The following is an 18841-nucleotide window of genomic DNA, read 5'->3' on the forward strand; positions in this document are numbered from 1 at the left end:
CGCGGACCTGGAGGTTCGCGCCCGCTCCTTTGTTCACGCGGCGGTCCCTCCGTCGTCACGCCGCTGGACCGATACGCATACCGTGGTGTCGTATCGTGATCCGGTGACCAGCTCGACAAGTCTCTCTCCTGTCGCGGAAGTGATCCGCGCGCGTCGTGCCACGGGCGGCCGTGCCGACGGTCACCGCCTGGCGCTGGTGGTGGAGGGAGGCGGCAGCCGGGGCGTGTACTCCAGCGGCATGGTGTCCGCGCTGGAGGAACTCGGACTCGCCGGGATATTCGATGCCGTATACGGCACGTCGGCGGGCGCGATCAACGGCGCCTGGCTGTTGTGCGGGCGCGCGATCCCCGGCATGCGCTCATGGACCGATCCTGCCATCATGCGCCGTGCCATCGACCCGGCTCGGCTGCTGCGCGGGCGCCCCGCGTTCGATCTGCGGTATCTCGTGCATCAGGTGTACGACGGCATCGAACCGATGGACTTCGAGGCGATCCTCGCCAACTCCACGACGTTCCATCCGATCGCCACCGATATCCGGACCGGGCAGGCGGTCGACCTGCATCCGCACATCACCGACAAGCGGACGCTCATGCGCGCGCTGCGCGCGTCGGCGGGCCTGCCCATTCTGGCCGGACCTCCGGTCGCCCTGGGCGGTTCGGCCTTCTTCGACGGAGGTCTCTCCGAGACCGTGCCGATCCGCACCGCGGTCCGAGCGGGCGCCACCCTCGCCTTGGTCCTGCGTACCCGGCGCGTGGACGAACGGCGCCCGGCCGCGTCGCGCCTGCACCAGATCGTCGGCGGCGGTTATATGCGCGCGGTGGCTCCCGGCGCGTACCGGGCGTGGCTCGAACGCCCTCGCCAACAGGACATCGAGGATCGCGCGCTCGCCGAACTCGGCGACTCGGTACTGCAAATCCACCCGCCCCTCGGCTCTCCCGACATCGACAGCGCCGCTCGCGACACCACGCTGCTGGCCGCGGGCCTGCGAATCGGCCGCCAAGCCGTCCTCACCGCGCTGTCCGCCGTCCTCCCAGCCGCCTGAGCGGGCTCGCCGCTTCCCATCCACAGCGGGCACGCCGAGAGCATCGCGGATCCGCGTACAGGTGGCCGAGATCGACACCGCGCTCGCCGCGCCGTGCAGCGGAGTCAACCCGGTAGCGAGGTGTTCGGGCGGAGAGCATCCGTTTCCGGATCGGCACCGGCATCGCCGCGCGAAGACGTTCAGCCGAGGGCGACTCGGACGCCGTTGGACAGAACGAAGTCGTGGAGTTCCAAATGGTCGGGAGTGACCGTCGGCGGGAGGTCGAAGACGAGTTGGGTCGTGGCGGATTGCCCCGGGCGCAGCTCGAAGGAGTAGCCGAGGCGCTGTTGGGTGTTCTGCCACATGGTGGCGGTGGCGTTGTGGTCGAACGGCGTGTTCTGCGTGTCCAGCAGGCGCTGGCCCAGCGGCAGGAACCACTTCGATTCGTCGGAGATATTGCGGACGGCCAGCGTGACGATCAGAAACGAACCGGCGGCCGTCTGCAATCCGATGCGTGACACGCCCGCGTCGACCTTCGTTACGACGAATTCGAATTTGCCGTCGCGAACGGGAGTGCCGACCGGCGCCACGGCAGCCGGATCGGTCATGGGGTCGTCCCGGGACGGTCCGGGTTGTTCCACCGCCACCGCCGCGGGCGGCAGAGTCGGCGCGGGCGCGCCGGAGTCGCCGGTTCTGGTTCCCGCGGCGATCAACGCGACGCAACCGGCCGCGAACGCGAACGGCGCGAGGAACATCACGATCAGCGCGCCGATCAGCTTCGACAGCAAGCTCCGCCGACGCCGGGGGATCGGGGCGCCCGGCCGCTGGGGAACCGACCGCCGACCCGGACGCGGGACCACCGGGAAGACCTTGCGCGCCTGCGCGCGGTACGGCGGCGCGATCGGGCCGGGCTTCGGGGACAACACGCGCGCTTGCAGGGCGAGCAATCTGCCCTGCCAACCCGGCTGTCCGCCTCCAACGGCGTACGGCGCGTTTCGATACCCGCCTGCTGAATATGGCTGTCCCGCAGCGGGGTGACCAGGGACGACCGACGGACCGGCATATCCCCGCACCGGCGGACCCGATTGCGAAACGTCCTTGCCCGGGGCGGGGATCGGCCCAGGGGTGACCGTGGACCAGTCGAGCCTGGTCGCCACGAGCGTCGGCGTCGGGCCTGGCTGGGGCATGACTTTGGTCGGGGTAGGCATGCGCCGTGGCGGTGCACTCGGCGCTTCCGAGAAACGCTCTGCCGCAGCTCCAGCTGACGGACGCGGCGAAACATCTTCTCGCCCAAGGGGACCGCCGTCGCCACCCGCCCCGGGGGCCGACGGCGGCACGGCTCGCGAGTCGGGAACGCCGATCGCCGATCGCGCGGCTGCGGCGAATTCCCCGGCGGTCGCGAATCTTTCGTCCGGCTCCTTGGCCAGACCGCGGGCGATGACGGCATCCAGAGCGGCGGGGACAGCGGCGCACACCGAACCGGCTCGCGGGGGCGTCGCCATCAGATGGGCGTGCATCTGCTGTGCGGGGTCGGTGTCGCCGTAGGGCCGGGAGCCGGTCAGGCACTCGTAGAGCACGCAGGCGAGCGAGTAGACGTCGGCGCGTCCGTCCACCTTCCCGGTGAACCGCTCCGGAGCCATGTACGCGAGGGTGCCGATCGCCATGCCCGTGGTGGTCACGGCGGTCTGGCCGAGCCCGTGCGCGATGCCGAAGTCGATCAAGTAGGTGAAGCCGCTGGGGTGCACGACGATGTTCGACGGTTTGACGTCGCGGTGCACCAGCCCGCGCCGGTGCGCCACATCGAGCGCCGCGGCGACGTGGCCGATGACGCCGACCGCGACGGCCGGTGGCAGCGCTCCCTCGGCGAGTAGTTTGCCCGCCAGATCCGTGCCCTCGACGAACTGCATGTCGATGTAGAGCCGGCCGTCGATCTCGCCGAACCGGTGGATCCGGGGTACGTGCGGATCGCGCAGTTGCGCCACCGCTTCGGCTTCACGCTCGAATCGCTTGCGATATCCCGCGGCGGCGGCGAGTTCGGCAGGCAACAGCTTCAACGCCACCCGCCGCGCGGCCACCGTGTCGTAGGCGAGCCACACTTGCCCCATACCGCCCTTGCCGAGCAGTCGCTCCAGCCGGTAGCCCCCGAATCGCACCTCCCCCATCGCGAACCTCCAGTCCCCGTTGACATCTGGCCGATCCGGCCTCCCCGCGGCGCGGAACGAAAATCAGCAGGTCACCGCGCGAATGCCGTAAAAGTGGCCCTCTTCGGAGCGTAACCCCGCCCCGCGTCACACACCACTGTGGGCTCGACGACAGTCCGGCAACGGCCCGCCTACTTGCCCGGTTTGGGCTTGTCCCTGCCATGTCCCTGGTTCGCGTGATCCGGCTTGCCACGGTCATGCTTGTCGCCGGAATCCTGCTGCCCGGACCCGGTCGAGTCGTCGGCGTTCCGCACGGCGACACCGCCGGACGCGGACGACGTGGGAAGCCAGCTCGTGCGGCCCGCCGACGGAGTACAGGTGAGCACCAGGCCGTCCACAACGACGCTGTGCACGTCGACCACCGGATCGCACGGCTGGCCCGCGCCGGGCAGGACCACGATGGGCGCCGAGATCGGCGCAGGCGCGGCCGGGGCTTGCGTCGGCGGGTTCGACGGTGCCCCGTGGTCCTGGTTCGACGACGGCAGCGGCATTGTCGCCGGTCCCGCGTCGGCCGCGTCCGGCCGTCCCAGCCACAACGACCCGGCGACCGCCGCGGCGAGCGCCCCGAACGACGCCAGCGCCAGGCGTGGTCCGAGGGACGCACGCGCGCCGGGCGAGACACCGGTCGTGGGCGAGACACCGGTCCGGGGCGAGACACCGGCCCGGGGCGAGACACCGGCCCGGGGCGAAACACCGGAGGCGGCCACCGCACGGAGCGGCGGCAGCACGACGGTCGGCACCGCGGAGGCGAGCTCGACCGTGTTCGCGTCCCGGCCGGTCAGCGCCACGTGCGCGGCCGAAGCCAGTTCCCCCGCACTGGACCAGCGCTGGTCCGGGTCCTTCGCCATGCCGCGCGCGATCACCGCGTCCAGCGCGGGCGGGAGGGCCGGATTCAGCGCCGATGCCGACGGCGGGGCTTGCATGAGGTGGGCGCGCAACAGGCGTGGCGGCTCGCCGTCGTCGAACGGCCGGTGCCCGGTCAGGCACTCGAACAGCACACAGGCCAGCGAGTACTGATCCGAACGTGGGCCCGCGGCCCGGTCGAACCGCTCCGGCGCCATGTAGGCCAGCGTGCCCACCACGTTGCCGGTGGCGGTGAGCGCGGGCTGGTCGCTGCGGTGCGCGGTGCCGAAGTCGATCAGATAGACCGTGCCGCCGGGCGTCACCATGATGTTCGACGGCTTCACGTCGCGGTGCACCAGGCCGGCACGGTGCGCGATGTCGAGCGCGGCGGCCGTCTGCGCGACGATCTCGATCGCCCGCTCCGGGTCCAGCCGCCCCGAACGCCGCAGCAGCGCGGCCACGTCGCAGCCCTCGATGAACTCCATATCGATGTACAGGCGGCCGTCGAGCTCGCCGAACGAATGGATCGGCACCAGGTGCGGCCCGCGCACCTGGGTGGCTAGCCGAGCCTCCCTGGTGAACCGCTGCCGGAATTTCGGGTCCGCCGCGTACGCGGTGGGCAGCAGCTTCAACGCGACCACACGGTCGGTCGTGGTGTCGTGCGCAAGCCAGACCTCGCCCATGCCGCCGCTGCCCAGCAACCGATCGAGGCGGTAATGGCCGAACCATAGCTCGCCCATATCGATAGAACCTCCCGCTAGCCTCTTCCTCATGATCGAGCTACCCGAAATCCGGTTCGTTACCGCGAAACGCGCAAAAGCGACGTGGCGGCCATCCGATCATGTCGCAGCGAGGCCGTTCGGTGTCGCGGAATTCGGCGGAGTGCCCGCCGGCGACACGCGCGGCGGAACGGCCGAACGCTGATGGAGCCGATCGAAATCAACGCGGGCGCCTGGTATCTGCGCGCCCTTCGCGCCGACGACCGCATCGACGACCGCCCCGCGCTGGCCGCGGGCGGCATCACCGAACCGGACTACGTGGCCCGGCGCGGTGCGGGCTGGGCGGAGGAAACGCACTTCTCCTGGGCGGTCTGCGAACCGACCACAGCCGAGCTGGTCGCCGAAATCGGGGTGACGCCCGAGGCCGACGGCACCGCGAAGGTGAGCGGGTGGGCGCGCCCCGGCTACGAGGCCGCTCTGGACGCCGGGCTGACGTCCGTTCAGCGCTTCGTCGAAGGCGGTCTGGGGTTGCGTCCGGTCAGGTCCTGACCGCTGCGCAGGCCGGGCCGAGGTCAGCGCATGACGCCGGTGTGGCCCGTGGAGTAGCGGCCCGGCTGCGGCCAGATCGTGAGTCCGTGTGGCCCTTTCCCTACCGGGATGCGAGCCAGCAGATTCCAGTTGACGATGTCGATGGCGTACACCTCGTCGTGGTGTCGGCCGGACGCCCAGAAGACGCGACCGTCCGCGGAGATGTTGCCCATATCGGGACTGCCGCCGCCGGGCACGAACCACTTGCGCACGAGCCCGTTCGCCGCGAAGTCCCACACCGAGACGCTGCCTTCGTGCCGGTTGGTGATGAGCATCTGCGCGGAATCGCGGGTGATGTAGAGGCCGTGGGCGCCCTTGCCGGTCGGCACGAATCCGGTGTTCTCGAAAGTGTGCGCGTCGAACAGGTAAATGCCGTCGGCGGTCATGTCGGCGACGAAGAAAGTGTGGCCGTCCGGGGACAGCTTCACGTCCTGCGGCATGCCCGAGCGACCGCGGGGCAGATCGACCAGCTTGACGACTTTGCGCTCGGCCACGTCGAAAACCAGCATGCGGCCGCTGAATTCGCACGAGACCAGGGCGAAACGGCCGTCGGCCGTGAAGTCCATGTGGTCGACTCCGGCGCAGTCGGGCACCGCCATGGCATGCGTCTTCTGCCAGGTTCGCGGATCGTAGAAATCCAGCGACTTGTCCGCCTCCGCGACCACGAGCGCGTACCGGCCGTCCGGCGTGTAGTACATGTTGTAGGGATCGCGCACAGGAAACGGTTCGCCCGGCTTGCCCGTCCTCGGGTCGATCGGCAACAGGCTGCCCGCGCCGATCGGCAGATCGTTGGTGACGTAGAGCGTCTGCAGGTCGTACGACGGGACGACGTGTTGTGGTTCCGAGCCGCCCGCCGCATAGGTGTCGATCACTCGAAAGGTCTCGGGATCGATCACCGAGACCGTATTCGACTTGCTGTTGGGCACGTAGACGAGCGGGCGGTGGTCGGCCACGGTGGGGCTGAGCTCTCGGTCGGCCACGTACACGTCGGTCGCTGAGAGCGGCGGCGGCATCCCCGGCAGCGGATCGGTCATGTGCGGTGGGAGCACGCCTGTAGTGGGGGCCGCCGCGGCGGCCGGGGTCGCGACGGTGATCTGGGCGGTCCGGCTCTGCTCGTCGCCCACCGTGCCGGCGTCACCGGCCGCGCAGCCGGCCGGCGCCGACAGCAGCAGCATGGAGACGACGAGGTGGGGCGCGCAACGCCGAAACATCCGCTGTCGGTTCACCTGCTGCACCTTGTCGGAGCGTGGTGAAGACGAGATGACATGGGTGCGAAGCCTAGGAGCCGAATCCGGAATTCCGGCGCACCCGCGCCGGAGTGCACCGGAATGTCCGGATCGAACCTCCGTGCGTTATTCGAGGCTGGTCAGCACCCGATCCAGCGCGTCGACGGCCTCGTCCAGTTCGGCGCCGGTGACCGTCAGCGGAGGACGGAACCGGATGCCCCGCTCGCCGGTGCCGAGGATCAGCACGTGCTCGCGCTCACGCAGCGCGGTGAGCACCTCGTCGCGCAGCCGGGAGGACGACAGGGTGATCGCGCACATCAGGCCGCGCCCGCGCGGCTCGCTGACATCGGCGTGCCGGGCGGCGAGCGCGCCAAGTCGTTCGAGCAGGTGCGCCCCCAACGGCCGGGAGCGTTCGATCAGCGCGTCCTGCTCCAGCACCTCCAGGGTGCGCCTGCTGCGCACCATGTCGGCCAGGTTGCCGCCCCAGGTCGAGTTGAGCCGGGAGCTGACCGCGAAGACGTTGTCGGGCACCTCGTCCACCCGTCCACCCGCCATGACGCCGCACACCTGGGTCCGCTTACCGAACGCGACGACGTCCGGCGCCAAGCCGAGTTGCTGATAGGCCCAGGCCGTTCCGGTCATGCCTACGCCGGTCTGCACCTCGTCCAGCACGAACAGCGCGTCGTTCTCGTGACACAACCGTTGCACGGCCTGCAGGAACTGTGGACGCAGATGCCGGTCGCCGCCCTCGCCCTGGATCGGCTCGGCGATGAAACACGCGATGTCGTGCGGGCTTTCCTCGAATGCCCGCCGCACCTGGGTCAGCGCGGAGGCCTCCGCCTCCTCGACGTCGAACGCGTCGGTGAGATAAGGCGACTTGACGCGCGGCCAGTCGAATTTCGGGAAGCGCGCGGTCTTCACCGGATCGGTATTGGTGAGCGACATGGTGTAACCGGTGCGGCCGTGGAACGCGCCGGTCAGGTGCAGCACTTTGGCGCCGAGTTCCGCTGGGTGGCCGTGTGCTTCGTTGTGCCTGCTCTTCCAGTCGAACGCGATCTTGAGGGCATTCTCCACCGCGAGTCCGCCGCCATCGATGAAGAACAGATGCGGTAGCCGCGGATCGCCGAGCACCCGTACGAACGTCTCGACGAAGCGGGCCATCTCGACGGTGTACACATCGGAGTTGCTCGGCTTGTTCACCGCCGCGGTGAGCAGCTCGGCCCGGAACTGGGCGTCCTCGGCCAGAGCGGGGTGGTTCATGCCCAGCGCGTTGGACGCGAAGAAGCCGAACATGTCCAGGTAGGGGCTGCCGTCGCGTTCGTCGACGAGGCGGCAGCCACGGGAACGGGTGAGGTCGAGGACGAAGTCGAAGCCGTCGGCCAGGATGCTCGCCGACAAGATCTCGTGCACCCGGGCGGCGGGGGTGACCGCCGGGCGGGTGCGTTCCAGTTCGATGGTCACGCCCTGAGGGTACGTAAAAATTTACGGAACCTCTACAACATGGCGGATTAATTACACCAAATCGTCACTTGTCATAGAATGTCTGAAGGATGATGGTGCTCCTGGTGCGCACATTGGCGGTGGCTCTGATCTCTTGGAGCAACTGCTCGAGGTGCCGCGGGGACGCCACGCGCACCAGCAGGATGTAGCTCTCCTCACCGGCCACCGAATGGCAGGCCTCGATGCCGGGGATGTGCTGCAACACCGCCGGCGCGTCATCGGGTTGCGACGGGTCGAGAGGAGTGATCGCGACGAATGCCGACAGCAGCTGGCCGAGGGCTTCCGGATCGACGTGCGCGGTGTACCCGCGGATCACACCGCGCGCCTCTAATCGGCGGACCCGTGACTGCACCGCGGACACCGACAGACTCGCCTTTTCGGCCAGGTTCGACAGAGTGGCCCGTCCATCGGCCATCAGTTCACGAATCAGCAGGCGATCGATGTCATCGAGTACGGGTCTTGCCGGTGTATCCGCCATCAGCGAAGGCTAACTCAGGCAGCCCGCCTCATGTCCGGAACCTGACCTCCACCCTCCCGCTATGTGGGACAGACACGCCGCGACGCGGCCGAAAGGTATGGCGGAACAACAGATGACCGATGTACTCGACGACCAGGCCACCCAGCGACTCGCCGCCCGCGCGGAAGCGGTGCTGCGCCAATTGGGCGCGCCGCCACCGGAACCCGGCGATCTGCCCGCACGCACTCCGATCACCGGAGGGCAGCTGACCACCGTGCGATCCAGCTCGCTCGACGAGGTCGACGCCGCGATCGGCCGGGCCGCTACCGCCTTCCGCGCCTGGCGCGGTGTTCCAGCGCCCGTCCGGGCCGGGGTCGTGCGCAGCCTCGGTCGGCTGCTCACCGCGCACAAGAGCGACCTGGCCGAACTCGTCACGCTCGAGGCGGGCAAGATCCCCGCCGAGGCCGCGGGTGAGGTGCAGGAGATGATCGACGTCTGCGAATTCGCCATCGGCCTGTCCCGGCAGCTGTACGGCCACACCATGCCCTCGGAGCGTCCTGGCCACCGGTTGATGGAAACCTGGCATCCGCTCGGCGTGGTCGGGGTGATCTCGGCGTTCAACTTCCCGGTCGCGGTCTGGGCATGGAATACGGCGATCGCGCTGGTCTGCGGCGACACCGTGGTGTGGAAGCCGTCGGAGACGACGCCGCTGACCGCGCTGGCCTGTCACGCGCTGCTGCGGCGAGCGGCCCGCGAAGTGGACGCGGACCCCGAGATCCATCAATTGATCCAGGGTGCGAGCGCCATCGGCTCCCGCCTGGTCGACGACGAGCGGGTAGCGCTGGTGAGCGCGACCGGCTCGGTGCGGATGGGTCGGCTGGTGGCGCCACGGGTGGCCGAGCGGCTCGGGCGCTGCCTGCTGGAACTGGGCGGCAACAACGGCGCGGTCGTCACCGCGTCCGCGGACCTCGACCTCGCGGCGCGAGCCATCGTGTTCGCGGCGGCGGGCACGGCCGGGCAGCGCTGCACGACACTGCGCAGGCTGATCGTGCACCGAAGCGTGGCCGGCCCGCTGCTGGACCGACTCGAACGGGCCTACCGGCAACTGTCCGTCGGCGATCCGTTCGACGACGGGGTGCTGGTCGGGCCGCTGATCGACGGCAAGGCATACACCGGAATGCGCGCGGCACTCGACAAGGCCGTGACCGACGGTGGCGAACTGGTCTGCGGCGGCGAGCGAGTCGATGGGTTCGGTGACGACGCCTACTACGTGCGGCCCGCCATCGTGCGCATGCCCGCCCAGACCGCGGTGGTGCGGGAGGAGACCTTCGCGCCGATCCTCTACGTGCTCACCTATGACGACTTCGATCGCGCGATCGCCCTGCACAACGAAGTGCCGCAGGGCCTGTCGTCCGCCGTCTTCACCACCGACCAGCGCGAGGCCGAACGCTTCCTCGCCGCCGACGGATCCGACTGCGGGATCGCCAATGTCAACATCGGTACCTCGGGCGCCGAGATCGGCGGCGCTTTCGGCGGCGAGAAGCAGACCGGCGGCGGACGCGAATCCGGCTCGGACTCCTGGAAGTCGTACATGCGCCGAGCCACCAATACCGTGAACTACTCCACCGAACTCCCCCTCGCCCAAGGCATCGAGTTCGGCTGAACGCCACACCCCTCCCCGGCTGCCACACCTGCGGCGGCTGCCACATCCTGACCGGCTCGGCTGCCATGCGGGTGCCATAAACCGCATGGGCCGACGTTTCCCGAGCCCAGCGGGGCACTATGGGATCCGCTGTGGGTGGGCAGCCCGGTTCGGACGCCACCCGGCCACCGGGCGGTAGCGCGCCCGAAGTCATTCAGGAGGGGAACTATGCGATCCATCATCCGCGCGGCCGCGGCACCGTTGGCCGGCTTCGCCATTCTGCTGTCCGGCATACCGTTCGCGGCGGCGGCTTCCGCCGTCGTTCCGGGCCCGAGTTCCGCCGTCGTCCTGAGCGAGCGGCCCGCGACGGTGACCGAGATCGACTTCGACGCGGTGGCGGGGCGCCGCCCCCACTACATCGCGGGATACACCGATCACGCACGCCAGCGAATGGCCGAGCGCCGGATCAACGAGGATCAGGTCGAGTCCGCCATCTACAGCCACTACGAGGGGCAATGGCAGCCCGAGCACCGCACCTGGCTGGTGACCTGGGGCGGAGTCTCCGTGGCGATCAACGAGGACGCCTACATCGTCACGGTGATGTAGCGGTCTTCCGAGCCGGCAACTGCCGATGACAGCCCGCATGTGTGTGGCGCTCGCGGCACCCGATGGCGAGTTCCCCGGAAAGGCTCGCCTCGAAGGACACCCGGATGGGGACGTACGACGAAAACCTCAACCGGATTGGTGACTGACTTGGATCGTCCGAACGACCGGATCCCGGCTGCTCCGGCCGCCGCCGGAACGTGGCAAATACGCTTCGAACCGGGGATCACGAAGGAGAACGTCGAGCGTATCGCGAATTACGCGGTCGCAGAGGGCATGGCCCCTGCGGACTCGGCGGCTTTCCTCCGGACGGGGCGAGACCCGCGGTTCTGGTTTTCGGGCGTCCTCGACAGCACCGAAGTGGATGCTTGCCGCCAGGTCTTGCGCAAGGTGGTGAACAACGAGCCGACGGCCGGCCAGGACTTGGCACCGATCCGCGGGCTCATCCAACGGTTCGACGACTGGTTGCGAGACCTGGCGTATCCGCGCGAGGAAATCTATGACGCGGACGACAGTTTCTTCGACTTCGACTGACACGATTGGAGCACCATCATGGCCGAGCCCGCAGCGCATCGGTGGCAGATCCTCTTCCCGGATGGCCTGACCGAAGAGCAGGTGGCCCGGTTGGCCCGGTTCGCGGCCGACAACGGCATCGAAGAGCCGATGCACGGCATCGACGACCGGGCGACGTTCCGCTATGACTACGACCGGGCGACGGTCGAGCTGTACCGCCACATCTTCCAGAAAGTCCTCGACGGCGCCGCACTCACCGCGAGCAATCAGCTCGTTCTCGTCGACTTCCTGGCGGAACTCGACGACTGGCGCACGGCGTCCATCGCACCGGATTGACCCGCCCGCCCCGCGGGCGCTGACCGCGCTCGTCGGCACCGGCGAGTGCAGGATCGAGATCGAATGACGGTGATCATCGCTGCGCAGCCGCGTCAGGAACAAGACGATGCCCCGGCGGTGCGCGCGTGGCACCCACTGACGCGCATCGCATTCCGCTTCTGTTTCGGCTATTTCGCTCTCTACTGCTTGTGCACCCAGGTGATCAGCCCCTTGCTCGGGTTCGTGAGCAGACCGTCCGCGGGACTGAGCGCAGGACTGCTGCCCGCTCCCCTCGTGGACTGGGCCGCCGCGCATGTCTTCGGCGTGCACGAACCGCTGGTGCACGAAGCGACCGCGAGCAGCGACCGGACCTACGACTGGGTGCTGCTGTGCTGTCTGTTGGTCATCGCTGCCGTGGCCACCCTCGTCTGGACCGTTCTGGATCGCCACCGAGCTGCCTACCCGGCGCTGCTCGTCTGGTTCCGGCTATTTCTGCGGTTCACGCTTGCGGGGCAGCTGATGCTGTACGGCACAGCGAAAGTGTTGTTGACGCAGATGCCGTCACCACCGTTGACCACGCTGGTGACGCCGTTCGGCGAGCTGACGCCGATGGGGTTGCTCTGGTCGTCGGTCGGCGCCGCACCTGCCTACGAGATCATGATCGGCAGTTTCGAAGCCATCGGCGGCATGCTGCTCGTGCTGCCGCGTACGACGACCCTCGGCGCGCTGCTCGGCACCATCGGCTTGACCCAGGTCTTCGTGCTGAATCTGACCTACGACGTACCGGTCAAGTCGATGTCGTTACATCTGTTGTCGATGAGTGTCTTCCTGCTGGCGCCAGACCTCGGCAGGCTGCTGAACGTGCTTTTGTCCCATCGACCGGTCGGGCTGTCGACCCTGCCTGCACTGTTCGAGACCCGCCGGTTGAACCGCATGGCATTACTCGGACAGATACTGCTGGGGCTGTGGATCGCGATCCCCATTGCGCAGGACTGTCTGGTCGCGTGGAGCGAACATGGCGAAGGGCGACCGAGGCCTCCGATGTACGGAATATGGCAGGTGGATCGGCTGGTATCGGACGGCCGTGAGGTGCCGCCGCTCGTCACCGATGACCGACGCTGGCGGCGCGTGTTCTTCGAATACCCCGGCGAGTTCAAGGTGCAGCGTATGGACGACTCCATCACCGCCTACCGAGCAACCGTCGACCTGGCCAACCATCGGTTGGATCTGAGCCGGTACGACTTGCCGAACGTCATCTCGACGCTGACGCTCGAAACCCCGACAGCGGACAGCGCGCGATTGTCCGGCACGCTCGAGGGTCACCGCGTGGAGATCGGGCTTCGGCATCTCGACACAGGCACATTTCCATTGCTGAGCCGCCGGTTCCACTGGGTGCAGGATTACCCGTACAACCCGAACAGCCGCTGAGCCACCCGACTTCCTAGCCCGCGAACTTGCAGAGCGCCAGCGCGCGGCTGCGCAGGGCGCCGAGACTGATCTTGTCGCCCCCGGCACCGTTCGCGCGCAGGGGTTCGATACTGGCCAGCCCGGCTTGTTCTGCTCTTTCGTTGAGCGCGTACGCCTTTCCGTCCGGAGCGACGAACACCGCAACCTCGCCCGCGCGGCATTCGATGGTGCCGTGCGCGATCGTGAACGGCCACAGGTAGCCGAGGTTCTCACTGGCCACCGCTTGGCTGTTGGATGTCGGCTCGGGCACCGGAACCGGATTCGGATGATCCGGGTCCTTGGCCCCCGAACCGCCACCACACGCCGCGACGGCCAATACACCGCAGGAAACCACACCGATCACTAGACGCCGAATCATCGTCCCCTCCTCCGAGCACAGTGGAATTCTTCTATCCATAACGTTGCGCACTGCCACCTTTCGGTTCATGAGCAGCGATGGCAGCCGCGGCGAATAAGGTCGAGAACAGGCCCCACCCGACCCAGGAGAGTTGTTGTCCGTTCACCGGCCGTCCCGGATCGATATCGTGTGCGCGACGTTCAACCGTTCCACGGCGATCCGGGCAACGATAGACAGCGTATTGGCGCAGACCGTCGCCGACTGGACGCTGCTCGTCGTCTCGGACGGCTCCACCGACGACACCGACGACGTCGTCCGCGCCTATCGCGACCCGCGGATACAACTGCTGCGCGTCGGCCCCTACGGGCACCCCGGAGGGCCGCGCAATGCGGGGGTCGCGGCAGCGACGGCGCCGTATGTCGCGTACCTGGACCACGATGATCGGTGGTCACCGATCCACCTCGCGACACTGCTCGGGCTGCTCGACGGCGGCGCCGCGCTCGCCGCCACCGGCTGCATACGGGTCGACGAGTCCGACGCGGAGCTGGATCGCAGTGGCTTCACCGATCTGATCTGGCATCCCGAATTGCAGACCACCAATGCCATGTTCGAGCCGACCCGCGTCGGTCACGTGCGAAAGCTGCTGGCGGAGGTCGGTTACTGGACGACCGAACACGCCGGATACGAGGACTGGGATCTGTGGTTTCGCTCGGCCCGGCACGGCTTCGACTTCGCGGTCGCCGCCGAGCGCACCGCGCTCCTTACGGTCGGCCCGCACACGAGGCGCAACGGACTTCGCCCGCCGCAGGCGGTCGTACTGCAGTGGGTGGACAGCCAGGCCGAGGCCGAAGCGGTTCTGCAGGCCATCGGAACGGACGAACACCGCAGTGCCGCCCGCGCGATTCATCTCACCGAACTCCGCGATTGGTATGCGGCTCTTGCCGATTCCAGCCGCTACCGCACGGCAGAGGGCATAGTCCGCGACGAGGTCGACGACAAGCTACGCGAGTTCTTCGTTCAACAGGGGAAACACTGTCTGCTGGAGGAGCTGGGTAGCACGGCCGTGGGCGGCCGATACGCCATCCTGCTTCCGCTGTGGTGCGCCACCGACCAGCACGCACAAGCGATCGGTGGTGTGCTGCGTGCCCGGTTCCCACGTCAGCACGCTTACCTGCGGACACTCACCGGCGGCGCGACGGCGTGATCACGGCGTCCCCGCCCTGGCGGTTCGCAGCAGAGCGATATAGCCGTCGTCCAAGGTCGGAGCAACCGGACGCGAGCCGGGCGGCGGCGTCGGTCCGACGATCCGGTACTCCGGTCCCTCGGCGGTGCTGGTGACGTTCACCACGGTGAAGTCGCCGCGCGGCTCGTGGGAGGCGCGCACCAAATGCGTCCGGCCCTCGGCCAGGGCAACCAATCCGGGCGTCGTGCCGTGATAGGCCATCCGGCCTTCGGTCAGCACGGCCGCCATCGGGCAACTGTGCGCCACGTCGTCGAGGATGTGGGTGGAGAGGACTACGATCCGATCGCCGCCGAGCCGGCCGAGCAGAGCGCGAAAGCGAATCCGCTCCTCGGGGTCGAGTCCGGCCGTTGGTTCGTCCACGATGATCAGCTTCGGGTCCCCGAGCAGTGTCTGCGCGATACCGAGTCGGCGTTTCATGCCACCGGAATACCGGCCGATCCGTTGCGCACCGGCCGAATCCAATCCGACCCGCTCCAGCAAGCTGTCGATCTGAGACCACCGGTTCCGTTTGTCGTCGACACCCTTGAGCAGAGCGACATAGTCGAGGAACTCTCGTCCGGTCAAGTCCGCGTAGAGCGTGAGCTCTTGCGGCAGATAGCCGAGCAGCCGCTTCACAGCGGTGCGACCCGCGGTGGTGGACAGGTCGTGGCCGCAGACCGATACCGTCCCCGAGGTCGGCCGAATGGTTCCGGTCAGGATCCGGATCAGGGTGGTCTTGCCCGCTCCGTTGGTGCCGAGCAGTCCGGTCATGCCTTCAAGGACGGTCAGGTCTATCTCGTGCAAGGCGACCGTGCCGCCTCGATAGACCTTGGTGACGTTGCGCAGGGTGATGGTCATCCGAACTCCATTCCAGCTCAGCGGCTCTCGGCCAGCAGCAGATGGCCGACGAGAAAGGCGAGCGCCGTGGTCGCGAGGGTGATTCCGAGCGCGGCGACTCCATGGAGGAAGCCGGGCGCCGGATGCAGCCAGCCGCCGTCCTGACGGGCCAGCGTGACGTCCAGCCATTGCGCCGCTTGGTAGTCGCCGAGCGGGGACAGCACTGTCCTGGCCACCGTCGGGAGAGGGATCAGTGGCGTCAGCACCGTAGCCCAGTACCAGAACGGTAAGAGCAGCACGCGTACGACGGTGCTGGGCAGCAGCAGGCTCGCGACGTTGGCCAGGACGGTGAGCAGCAGCGATCCCGGCGCCACGATCGTCAGCAGTCCGACTGCCGCCGCAACCGACAGCTCCGGCTCGCCGGTGGTGATAGTCAGCCACGCGCCCATGGCCGACAAGACGAGCGCGCTGGGAATCGACGCGATCAGCCACGGCCCGAGAAGGACACCGAGAGACCTGATCCCACCGCCTGCTGGGGTGGCCCCGAACAATTCGCGCAGACCGGGTCTGCGCTGCCCGGCCAAGCGGTCGGCCAGCGCGATGGCGATGCCGAGGGAACCGAGGAAATTTATCAGCAGAGCGGTGTCACCGATCGCGGCCATCTCCCCGCTTCGGTTCCGGCCGTGCGGAAAGCCGCCGAGTACCATGATCAACGCGGTGAGCGGGAGCAGCGACAACCACAACACCCGCTGCCGGAGTGCGAGCGTCGCCTCATAGCGGATGGTCGCACCCAGCCCCAGGAAGGCGCTCATCGGTGTGCTCCGCGCAACTGTGCCTCGCTGTCGGTGACGCGCAGGAGGGTCGGCCGGACGCACGACGCCGCGAGGGCGAGCAGTAGCACCGCCTGAGTGTGCCGCGCGACCTCGCTCAGCAGCAACAGTTTGACCAACCACGCCGTCGTGACGACGGCGGAGGCTCCACTGGTGGAACCGAAACCGGCGCCGACCCAAGTCGCGATGCTGATCAGCGCGAGCGCGAAGACCAGATTGCCCGCCAGGACGGCGGGCCCATCGGTGACCATCGCGGACAGGCCGCTCAGCACCAGGGCGCAGGCCGTCGTACCGAGGACGAGTGCGACCCGCCGCCCGACGGTCACCGGGTACGGCGTCGGCACACTCAGCTGCAACTCGATCGACCGCTCTCGCCCTACGGCTGTCGCACAAGCCAGTCCCGCCACCAGCGGGATGGCTTCGAACGCGGCGCTCCACAACACTTCGTCGGCGCCGAACACGGCCGACGCGAGGGCGATCAACGCGGCCACCAGCAGCGGAAGGGCCAGCACACCTCCCCCGCAGCGGCGAGCTTCGTACAGCCAGATCGGATTCACATCGTGGTGGTAGCGGGTCGGCGCGAATGGGTTCATCCGACCACCGCGTCGTATCGCGGCCTGCTCATCCCGACCGCAGCGACGACCAGCAGCAGCGCCGCGAGCACGAGCGATGCCGTCGAGGTGGACCACAGTGGCTCGATCAGCGCGCCGATTCGTCGCGCCGGACCGGCATCCGAGGACGCGGCGGCGCCGAGCAGCCATACGACTGCCCCGGCCACGGCCCCGATCTGCGCGGAACGCCAGACCGCGCAGACGACACCGACCGCCGAGGCGAACATCGCCGGACCGAGCCAGCCCGCGATCATGGCCGAGACGTCCGACGCCGCGCCCAGGCGGTTCGCCACCACGGAGGTGAGCAGCGCGAGCGCGGTGTCGGCGAGCAGAACCAGCACCAGCCTGCACGCGAACACCACGGCGGGCGGGATGGGCAGAGTGCCGAACAACTCCAGCCGCGGATCCGATCGCGATCGGCACGCGGTCAGGGTTCCGGCCTGGAACACCAGGGTTACCGCAAGGCCGAACACGGTCGGCGCGAACTCGCTTCGCTTCGTCACCACGGCCACGACGACGCACCCCACGAAGCCGAGCACGCTCAGCACGAGCAGCGCGCGCGGCAGTAGGCGCAGCTGTGCGCGCACCAGCGCCGCGGCCACCGACATCGCCCCGGGCCATCCGAGGGCCCGCGCTCGCCTCGGCGTGGACCACGGCATGCCGAGGGCATCGCCGAGCAGCGCATCGAAGGAAGGGGTGCGGAACACACCGGCCGATGCGGCGGAGGCCTGCCGCGCGGCGACTGCCACGTTCTGCCAGCCCTCGGCGCGGGTCTGACAATCAGGACAGGCACTCAGGTGCGCGGCGGCGGCATCGTCGCGTCCACCGACCAACTGGTCATCCGAAAGATGCGGCCCCCATGAGATCGGGGAAGTCACTTCTCACCTCCATATCGGGTGGACAGGTCGGCGGTGGTGCCGGCCAACGCCAGCGCCAACCGCCTACGGGCATGGGACATCCGGCTCTTCACCGTGCCGACCGGGATACCGAGGATCGCGGCGACGTCCGGATAGGACAGGTCGTCGACCAGGACGAGCAGCAACACCTCACGCAGATGCTCGGGCAGTTCGCGGATTCCCGCGACGAGATCGCCCCTGGCGGCATTGGCCAGGACGATGTCTTCGACGGTGCCGGTCCGGTCGGACAGTTCCGCGGTCTCGTCCAGGTCGACCGTCACCAGCACGGACTTGCGCAAATAGTTGTGGGCCTGACGCTTCGCGACGCCGAACAGCCAGCCGCGCGCCGACGACTCGCCGCGGAAGCTGTCCGCCGAGCGCCAGACGGCGAGCCAAGTCTCCTGCAGGATCTCCTCGGCGACCCCGCTCTGCGTCGTCATCCTGCGAACCAACCGCAGCATCGTCGGCGCGTGCCGCTCGTAGAGCACGCGCAAACATGCCTGGTCCCCCCTTGCCACCGCGGCCAGCAGCGCTTCGTCCGAGTCCACACCCACTTGTGTAGCGGTCGGGTTCCGAATGGTTCAACCGCGGCGGGGGCGAGATTCGGGCGGCGGTGCCCGGCGCATGTTGGCAGCCAAGGCGCGGCTGCCAGATACCGATCGCGACGTTGTACCGCCGCAGGGGCGCTGCTTTTCTCGATACCCGGGGGGACAGCACCGGCCGCAGGGCCCGGTGGGATCGCTGGGCCTCCCTCGGCCGAGTCGTTCGATCGGCCGGGCACTCGCCTCAGAAGGGAGAACACCGTGAGTACGGCGTCCGTGGAACCGGTGGAGACAGTGGAAACCGTCGACCTGTTCGATCTCGACATCCGTGTGGGTGTCGGCAACATCCAGGGCAACGCGGCGGTCACCAGCTGGTCGTACTGCACCCCCGGCTGCACCAGCTCGGGTGGCGGCAGCGGCTGCAGCCACTGCTGTTGATCCTGAGGTCCGGGTCGAGCACCGCCGCTCGGC

At 68.4% G+C, this 18841-nt stretch carries 21 protein-coding genes; 10 read left to right on the forward strand and 11 right to left on the reverse strand.

Translation table 11 applies throughout. The features are described 5' to 3' along the window. Positions 1-103 precede the first annotated feature (103 nt). Positions 104-1042, forward strand: coding sequence for a patatin family protein (locus ACIA5H_RS03290; protein WP_397073607.1), 939 nt, complete (start codon positions 104-106; stop codon positions 1040-1042). Positions 1043-1221: 179 nt separating this feature from the next. On the opposite strand, the gene ACIA5H_RS03295 is transcribed toward ACIA5H_RS03290, so the two are convergent. Together ACIA5H_RS03295 and ACIA5H_RS03300 are read right to left on the reverse strand one after the other, a co-directional pair. Continuing rightward, positions 1222-3183: a protein kinase gene (locus tag ACIA5H_RS03295; RefSeq protein ID WP_397073609.1), complete on the reverse strand. Its 1962-nt coding sequence runs from the start codon at positions 3181-3183 to the stop codon at positions 1222-1224. 170 nt (positions 3184-3353) lie between these two features. Further along, positions 3354-4805 carry a protein kinase gene (locus ACIA5H_RS03300; RefSeq protein WP_397073611.1) on the reverse strand — a complete coding sequence of 484 codons (1452 nt, stop codon included), beginning with the start codon at positions 4803-4805 and terminating at the stop codon, positions 3354-3356. Positions 4806-4988: 183 nt separating this feature from the next. Between ACIA5H_RS03300 and ACIA5H_RS03305 the strand changes: the two genes are divergently transcribed. Beyond that, entirely contained in the window at positions 4989-5333 is a 345-nt protein-coding gene (locus ACIA5H_RS03305; protein ID WP_355073528.1) for a hypothetical protein, read from the forward strand. Positions 5334-5356: 23 nt separating this feature from the next. Here ACIA5H_RS03305 and ACIA5H_RS03310 read toward each other — a convergent pair whose 3' ends face one another. The 3 genes from ACIA5H_RS03310 to ACIA5H_RS03320 form a co-directional block, all read right to left on the reverse strand. Then, positions 5357-6598: a beta-propeller fold lactonase family protein gene (locus tag ACIA5H_RS03310; protein WP_397073614.1), complete on the reverse strand. Its 1242-nt coding sequence runs from the start codon at positions 6596-6598 to the stop codon at positions 5357-5359. A 126-nt stretch (positions 6599-6724) separates the two neighbouring features. Beyond that, positions 6725-8059 carry an L-lysine 6-transaminase gene (lat, locus tag ACIA5H_RS03315; protein ID WP_397073616.1) on the reverse strand — a complete coding sequence of 445 codons (1335 nt, stop codon included), beginning with the start codon at positions 8057-8059 and terminating at the stop codon, positions 6725-6727. Positions 8060-8123: 64 nt separating this feature from the next. Next, positions 8124-8576 (reverse strand): Lrp/AsnC family transcriptional regulator, encoded by a 453-nt coding sequence (locus ACIA5H_RS03320; protein WP_355073522.1) that lies wholly within the window; start codon positions 8574-8576, stop codon positions 8124-8126. 112 nt (positions 8577-8688) lie between these two features. Here ACIA5H_RS03320 and ACIA5H_RS03325 point away from each other — a divergent pair, with 112 nt between their 5' ends. The 6 genes from ACIA5H_RS03325 to ACIA5H_RS03350 all read left to right on the forward strand — a co-directional run bounded on the left by ACIA5H_RS03325 (position 8689) and on the right by ACIA5H_RS03350 (position 13056). Then, positions 8689-10218, forward strand: a complete 1530-nt coding sequence (locus ACIA5H_RS03325; RefSeq protein ID WP_397073618.1) for an aldehyde dehydrogenase family protein — start codon at positions 8689-8691, stop codon at positions 10216-10218. 207 nt (positions 10219-10425) lie between these two features. Then, on the forward strand, positions 10426-10803 hold the full coding sequence (locus ACIA5H_RS03330; RefSeq protein WP_397073620.1) for a DUF4258 domain-containing protein: 378 nt from the start codon (positions 10426-10428) through the stop codon (positions 10801-10803). Between the two features lie 62 nt (positions 10804-10865). Continuing rightward, entirely contained in the window at positions 10866-10949 is an 84-nt protein-coding gene (locus ACIA5H_RS03335; protein ID WP_364433334.1) for a toxin C-terminal domain-containing protein, read from the forward strand. A 1-nt stretch (position 10950) separates the two neighbouring features. Continuing rightward, positions 10951-11334 (forward strand): hypothetical protein, encoded by a 384-nt coding sequence (locus ACIA5H_RS03340; RefSeq protein ID WP_397073622.1) that lies wholly within the window; start codon positions 10951-10953, stop codon positions 11332-11334. A gap of 18 nt (positions 11335-11352) precedes the next feature. Further along, positions 11353-11649 carry a hypothetical protein gene (locus ACIA5H_RS03345; RefSeq protein ID WP_397073624.1) on the forward strand — a complete coding sequence of 99 codons (297 nt, stop codon included), beginning with the start codon at positions 11353-11355 and terminating at the stop codon, positions 11647-11649. A gap of 63 nt (positions 11650-11712) precedes the next feature. Next, a complete protein-coding gene (locus ACIA5H_RS03350; RefSeq protein WP_397073626.1) occupies positions 11713-13056 on the forward strand; it encodes a DoxX family protein in 1344 nt (447 codons plus the stop codon). Positions 13057-13069: 13 nt separating this feature from the next. On the opposite strand, the gene ACIA5H_RS03355 is transcribed toward ACIA5H_RS03350, so the two are convergent. Continuing rightward, positions 13070-13453 (reverse strand): DUF2511 domain-containing protein, encoded by a 384-nt coding sequence (locus ACIA5H_RS03355; RefSeq protein ID WP_355073508.1) that lies wholly within the window; start codon positions 13451-13453, stop codon positions 13070-13072. 133 nt (positions 13454-13586) lie between these two features. Here ACIA5H_RS03355 and ACIA5H_RS03360 point away from each other — a divergent pair, with 133 nt between their 5' ends. Then, the gene (locus tag ACIA5H_RS03360) at positions 13587-14636 is read left to right on the forward strand and encodes a glycosyltransferase family 2 protein (RefSeq protein ID WP_397073629.1); all 1050 of its coding nucleotides are present in this window, start codon (positions 13587-13589) and stop codon (positions 14634-14636) included. On the opposite strand, the gene ACIA5H_RS03365 is transcribed toward ACIA5H_RS03360, so the two are convergent. The 5 genes from ACIA5H_RS03365 to ACIA5H_RS03385 are packed head-to-tail and all read right to left on the reverse strand — an operon-like array spanning position 14637 to position 18376. After that, a complete protein-coding gene (locus ACIA5H_RS03365; protein ID WP_397073631.1) occupies positions 14637-15512 on the reverse strand; it encodes an ATP-binding cassette domain-containing protein in 876 nt (291 codons plus the stop codon). Positions 15513-15529: 17 nt separating this feature from the next. Beyond that, complete coding sequence (locus ACIA5H_RS03370; protein ID WP_397073633.1) at positions 15530-16303, reverse strand: hypothetical protein; 774 nt, start codon at positions 16301-16303, stop codon at positions 15530-15532. Continuing rightward, a complete protein-coding gene (locus tag ACIA5H_RS03375) occupies positions 16300-16914 on the reverse strand; it encodes a hypothetical protein (RefSeq protein ID WP_397073635.1) in 615 nt (204 codons plus the stop codon). Before ACIA5H_RS03375 ends, ACIA5H_RS03370 begins: the two co-directional genes overlap by 4 nt. Next, on the reverse strand, positions 16911-17810 hold the full coding sequence (locus ACIA5H_RS03380) for a hypothetical protein (RefSeq protein WP_397073637.1): 900 nt from the start codon (positions 17808-17810) through the stop codon (positions 16911-16913). The genes ACIA5H_RS03375 and ACIA5H_RS03380 overlap by 4 nt, the downstream gene beginning before the upstream one ends. Next, positions 17807-18376 (reverse strand): RNA polymerase sigma factor, encoded by a 570-nt coding sequence (locus ACIA5H_RS03385; RefSeq protein WP_397073639.1) that lies wholly within the window; start codon positions 18374-18376, stop codon positions 17807-17809. The genes ACIA5H_RS03380 and ACIA5H_RS03385 overlap by 4 nt, the downstream gene beginning before the upstream one ends. Before the next feature lie 255 nt (positions 18377-18631). Between ACIA5H_RS03385 and ACIA5H_RS03390 the strand changes: the two genes are divergently transcribed. Beyond that, the gene (locus ACIA5H_RS03390; protein WP_281875328.1) at positions 18632-18808 is read left to right on the forward strand and encodes a gallidermin/nisin family lantibiotic; all 177 of its coding nucleotides are present in this window, start codon (positions 18632-18634) and stop codon (positions 18806-18808) included. The last annotated feature ends 33 nt before the right edge of the window (positions 18809-18841 follow it).

It is taken from the genome of Nocardia sp. NPDC051900 (assembly GCF_044452545.1).
Classification (GTDB): Bacteria; Actinomycetota; Actinomycetes; order Mycobacteriales; family Mycobacteriaceae; genus Nocardia; species Nocardia sichangensis.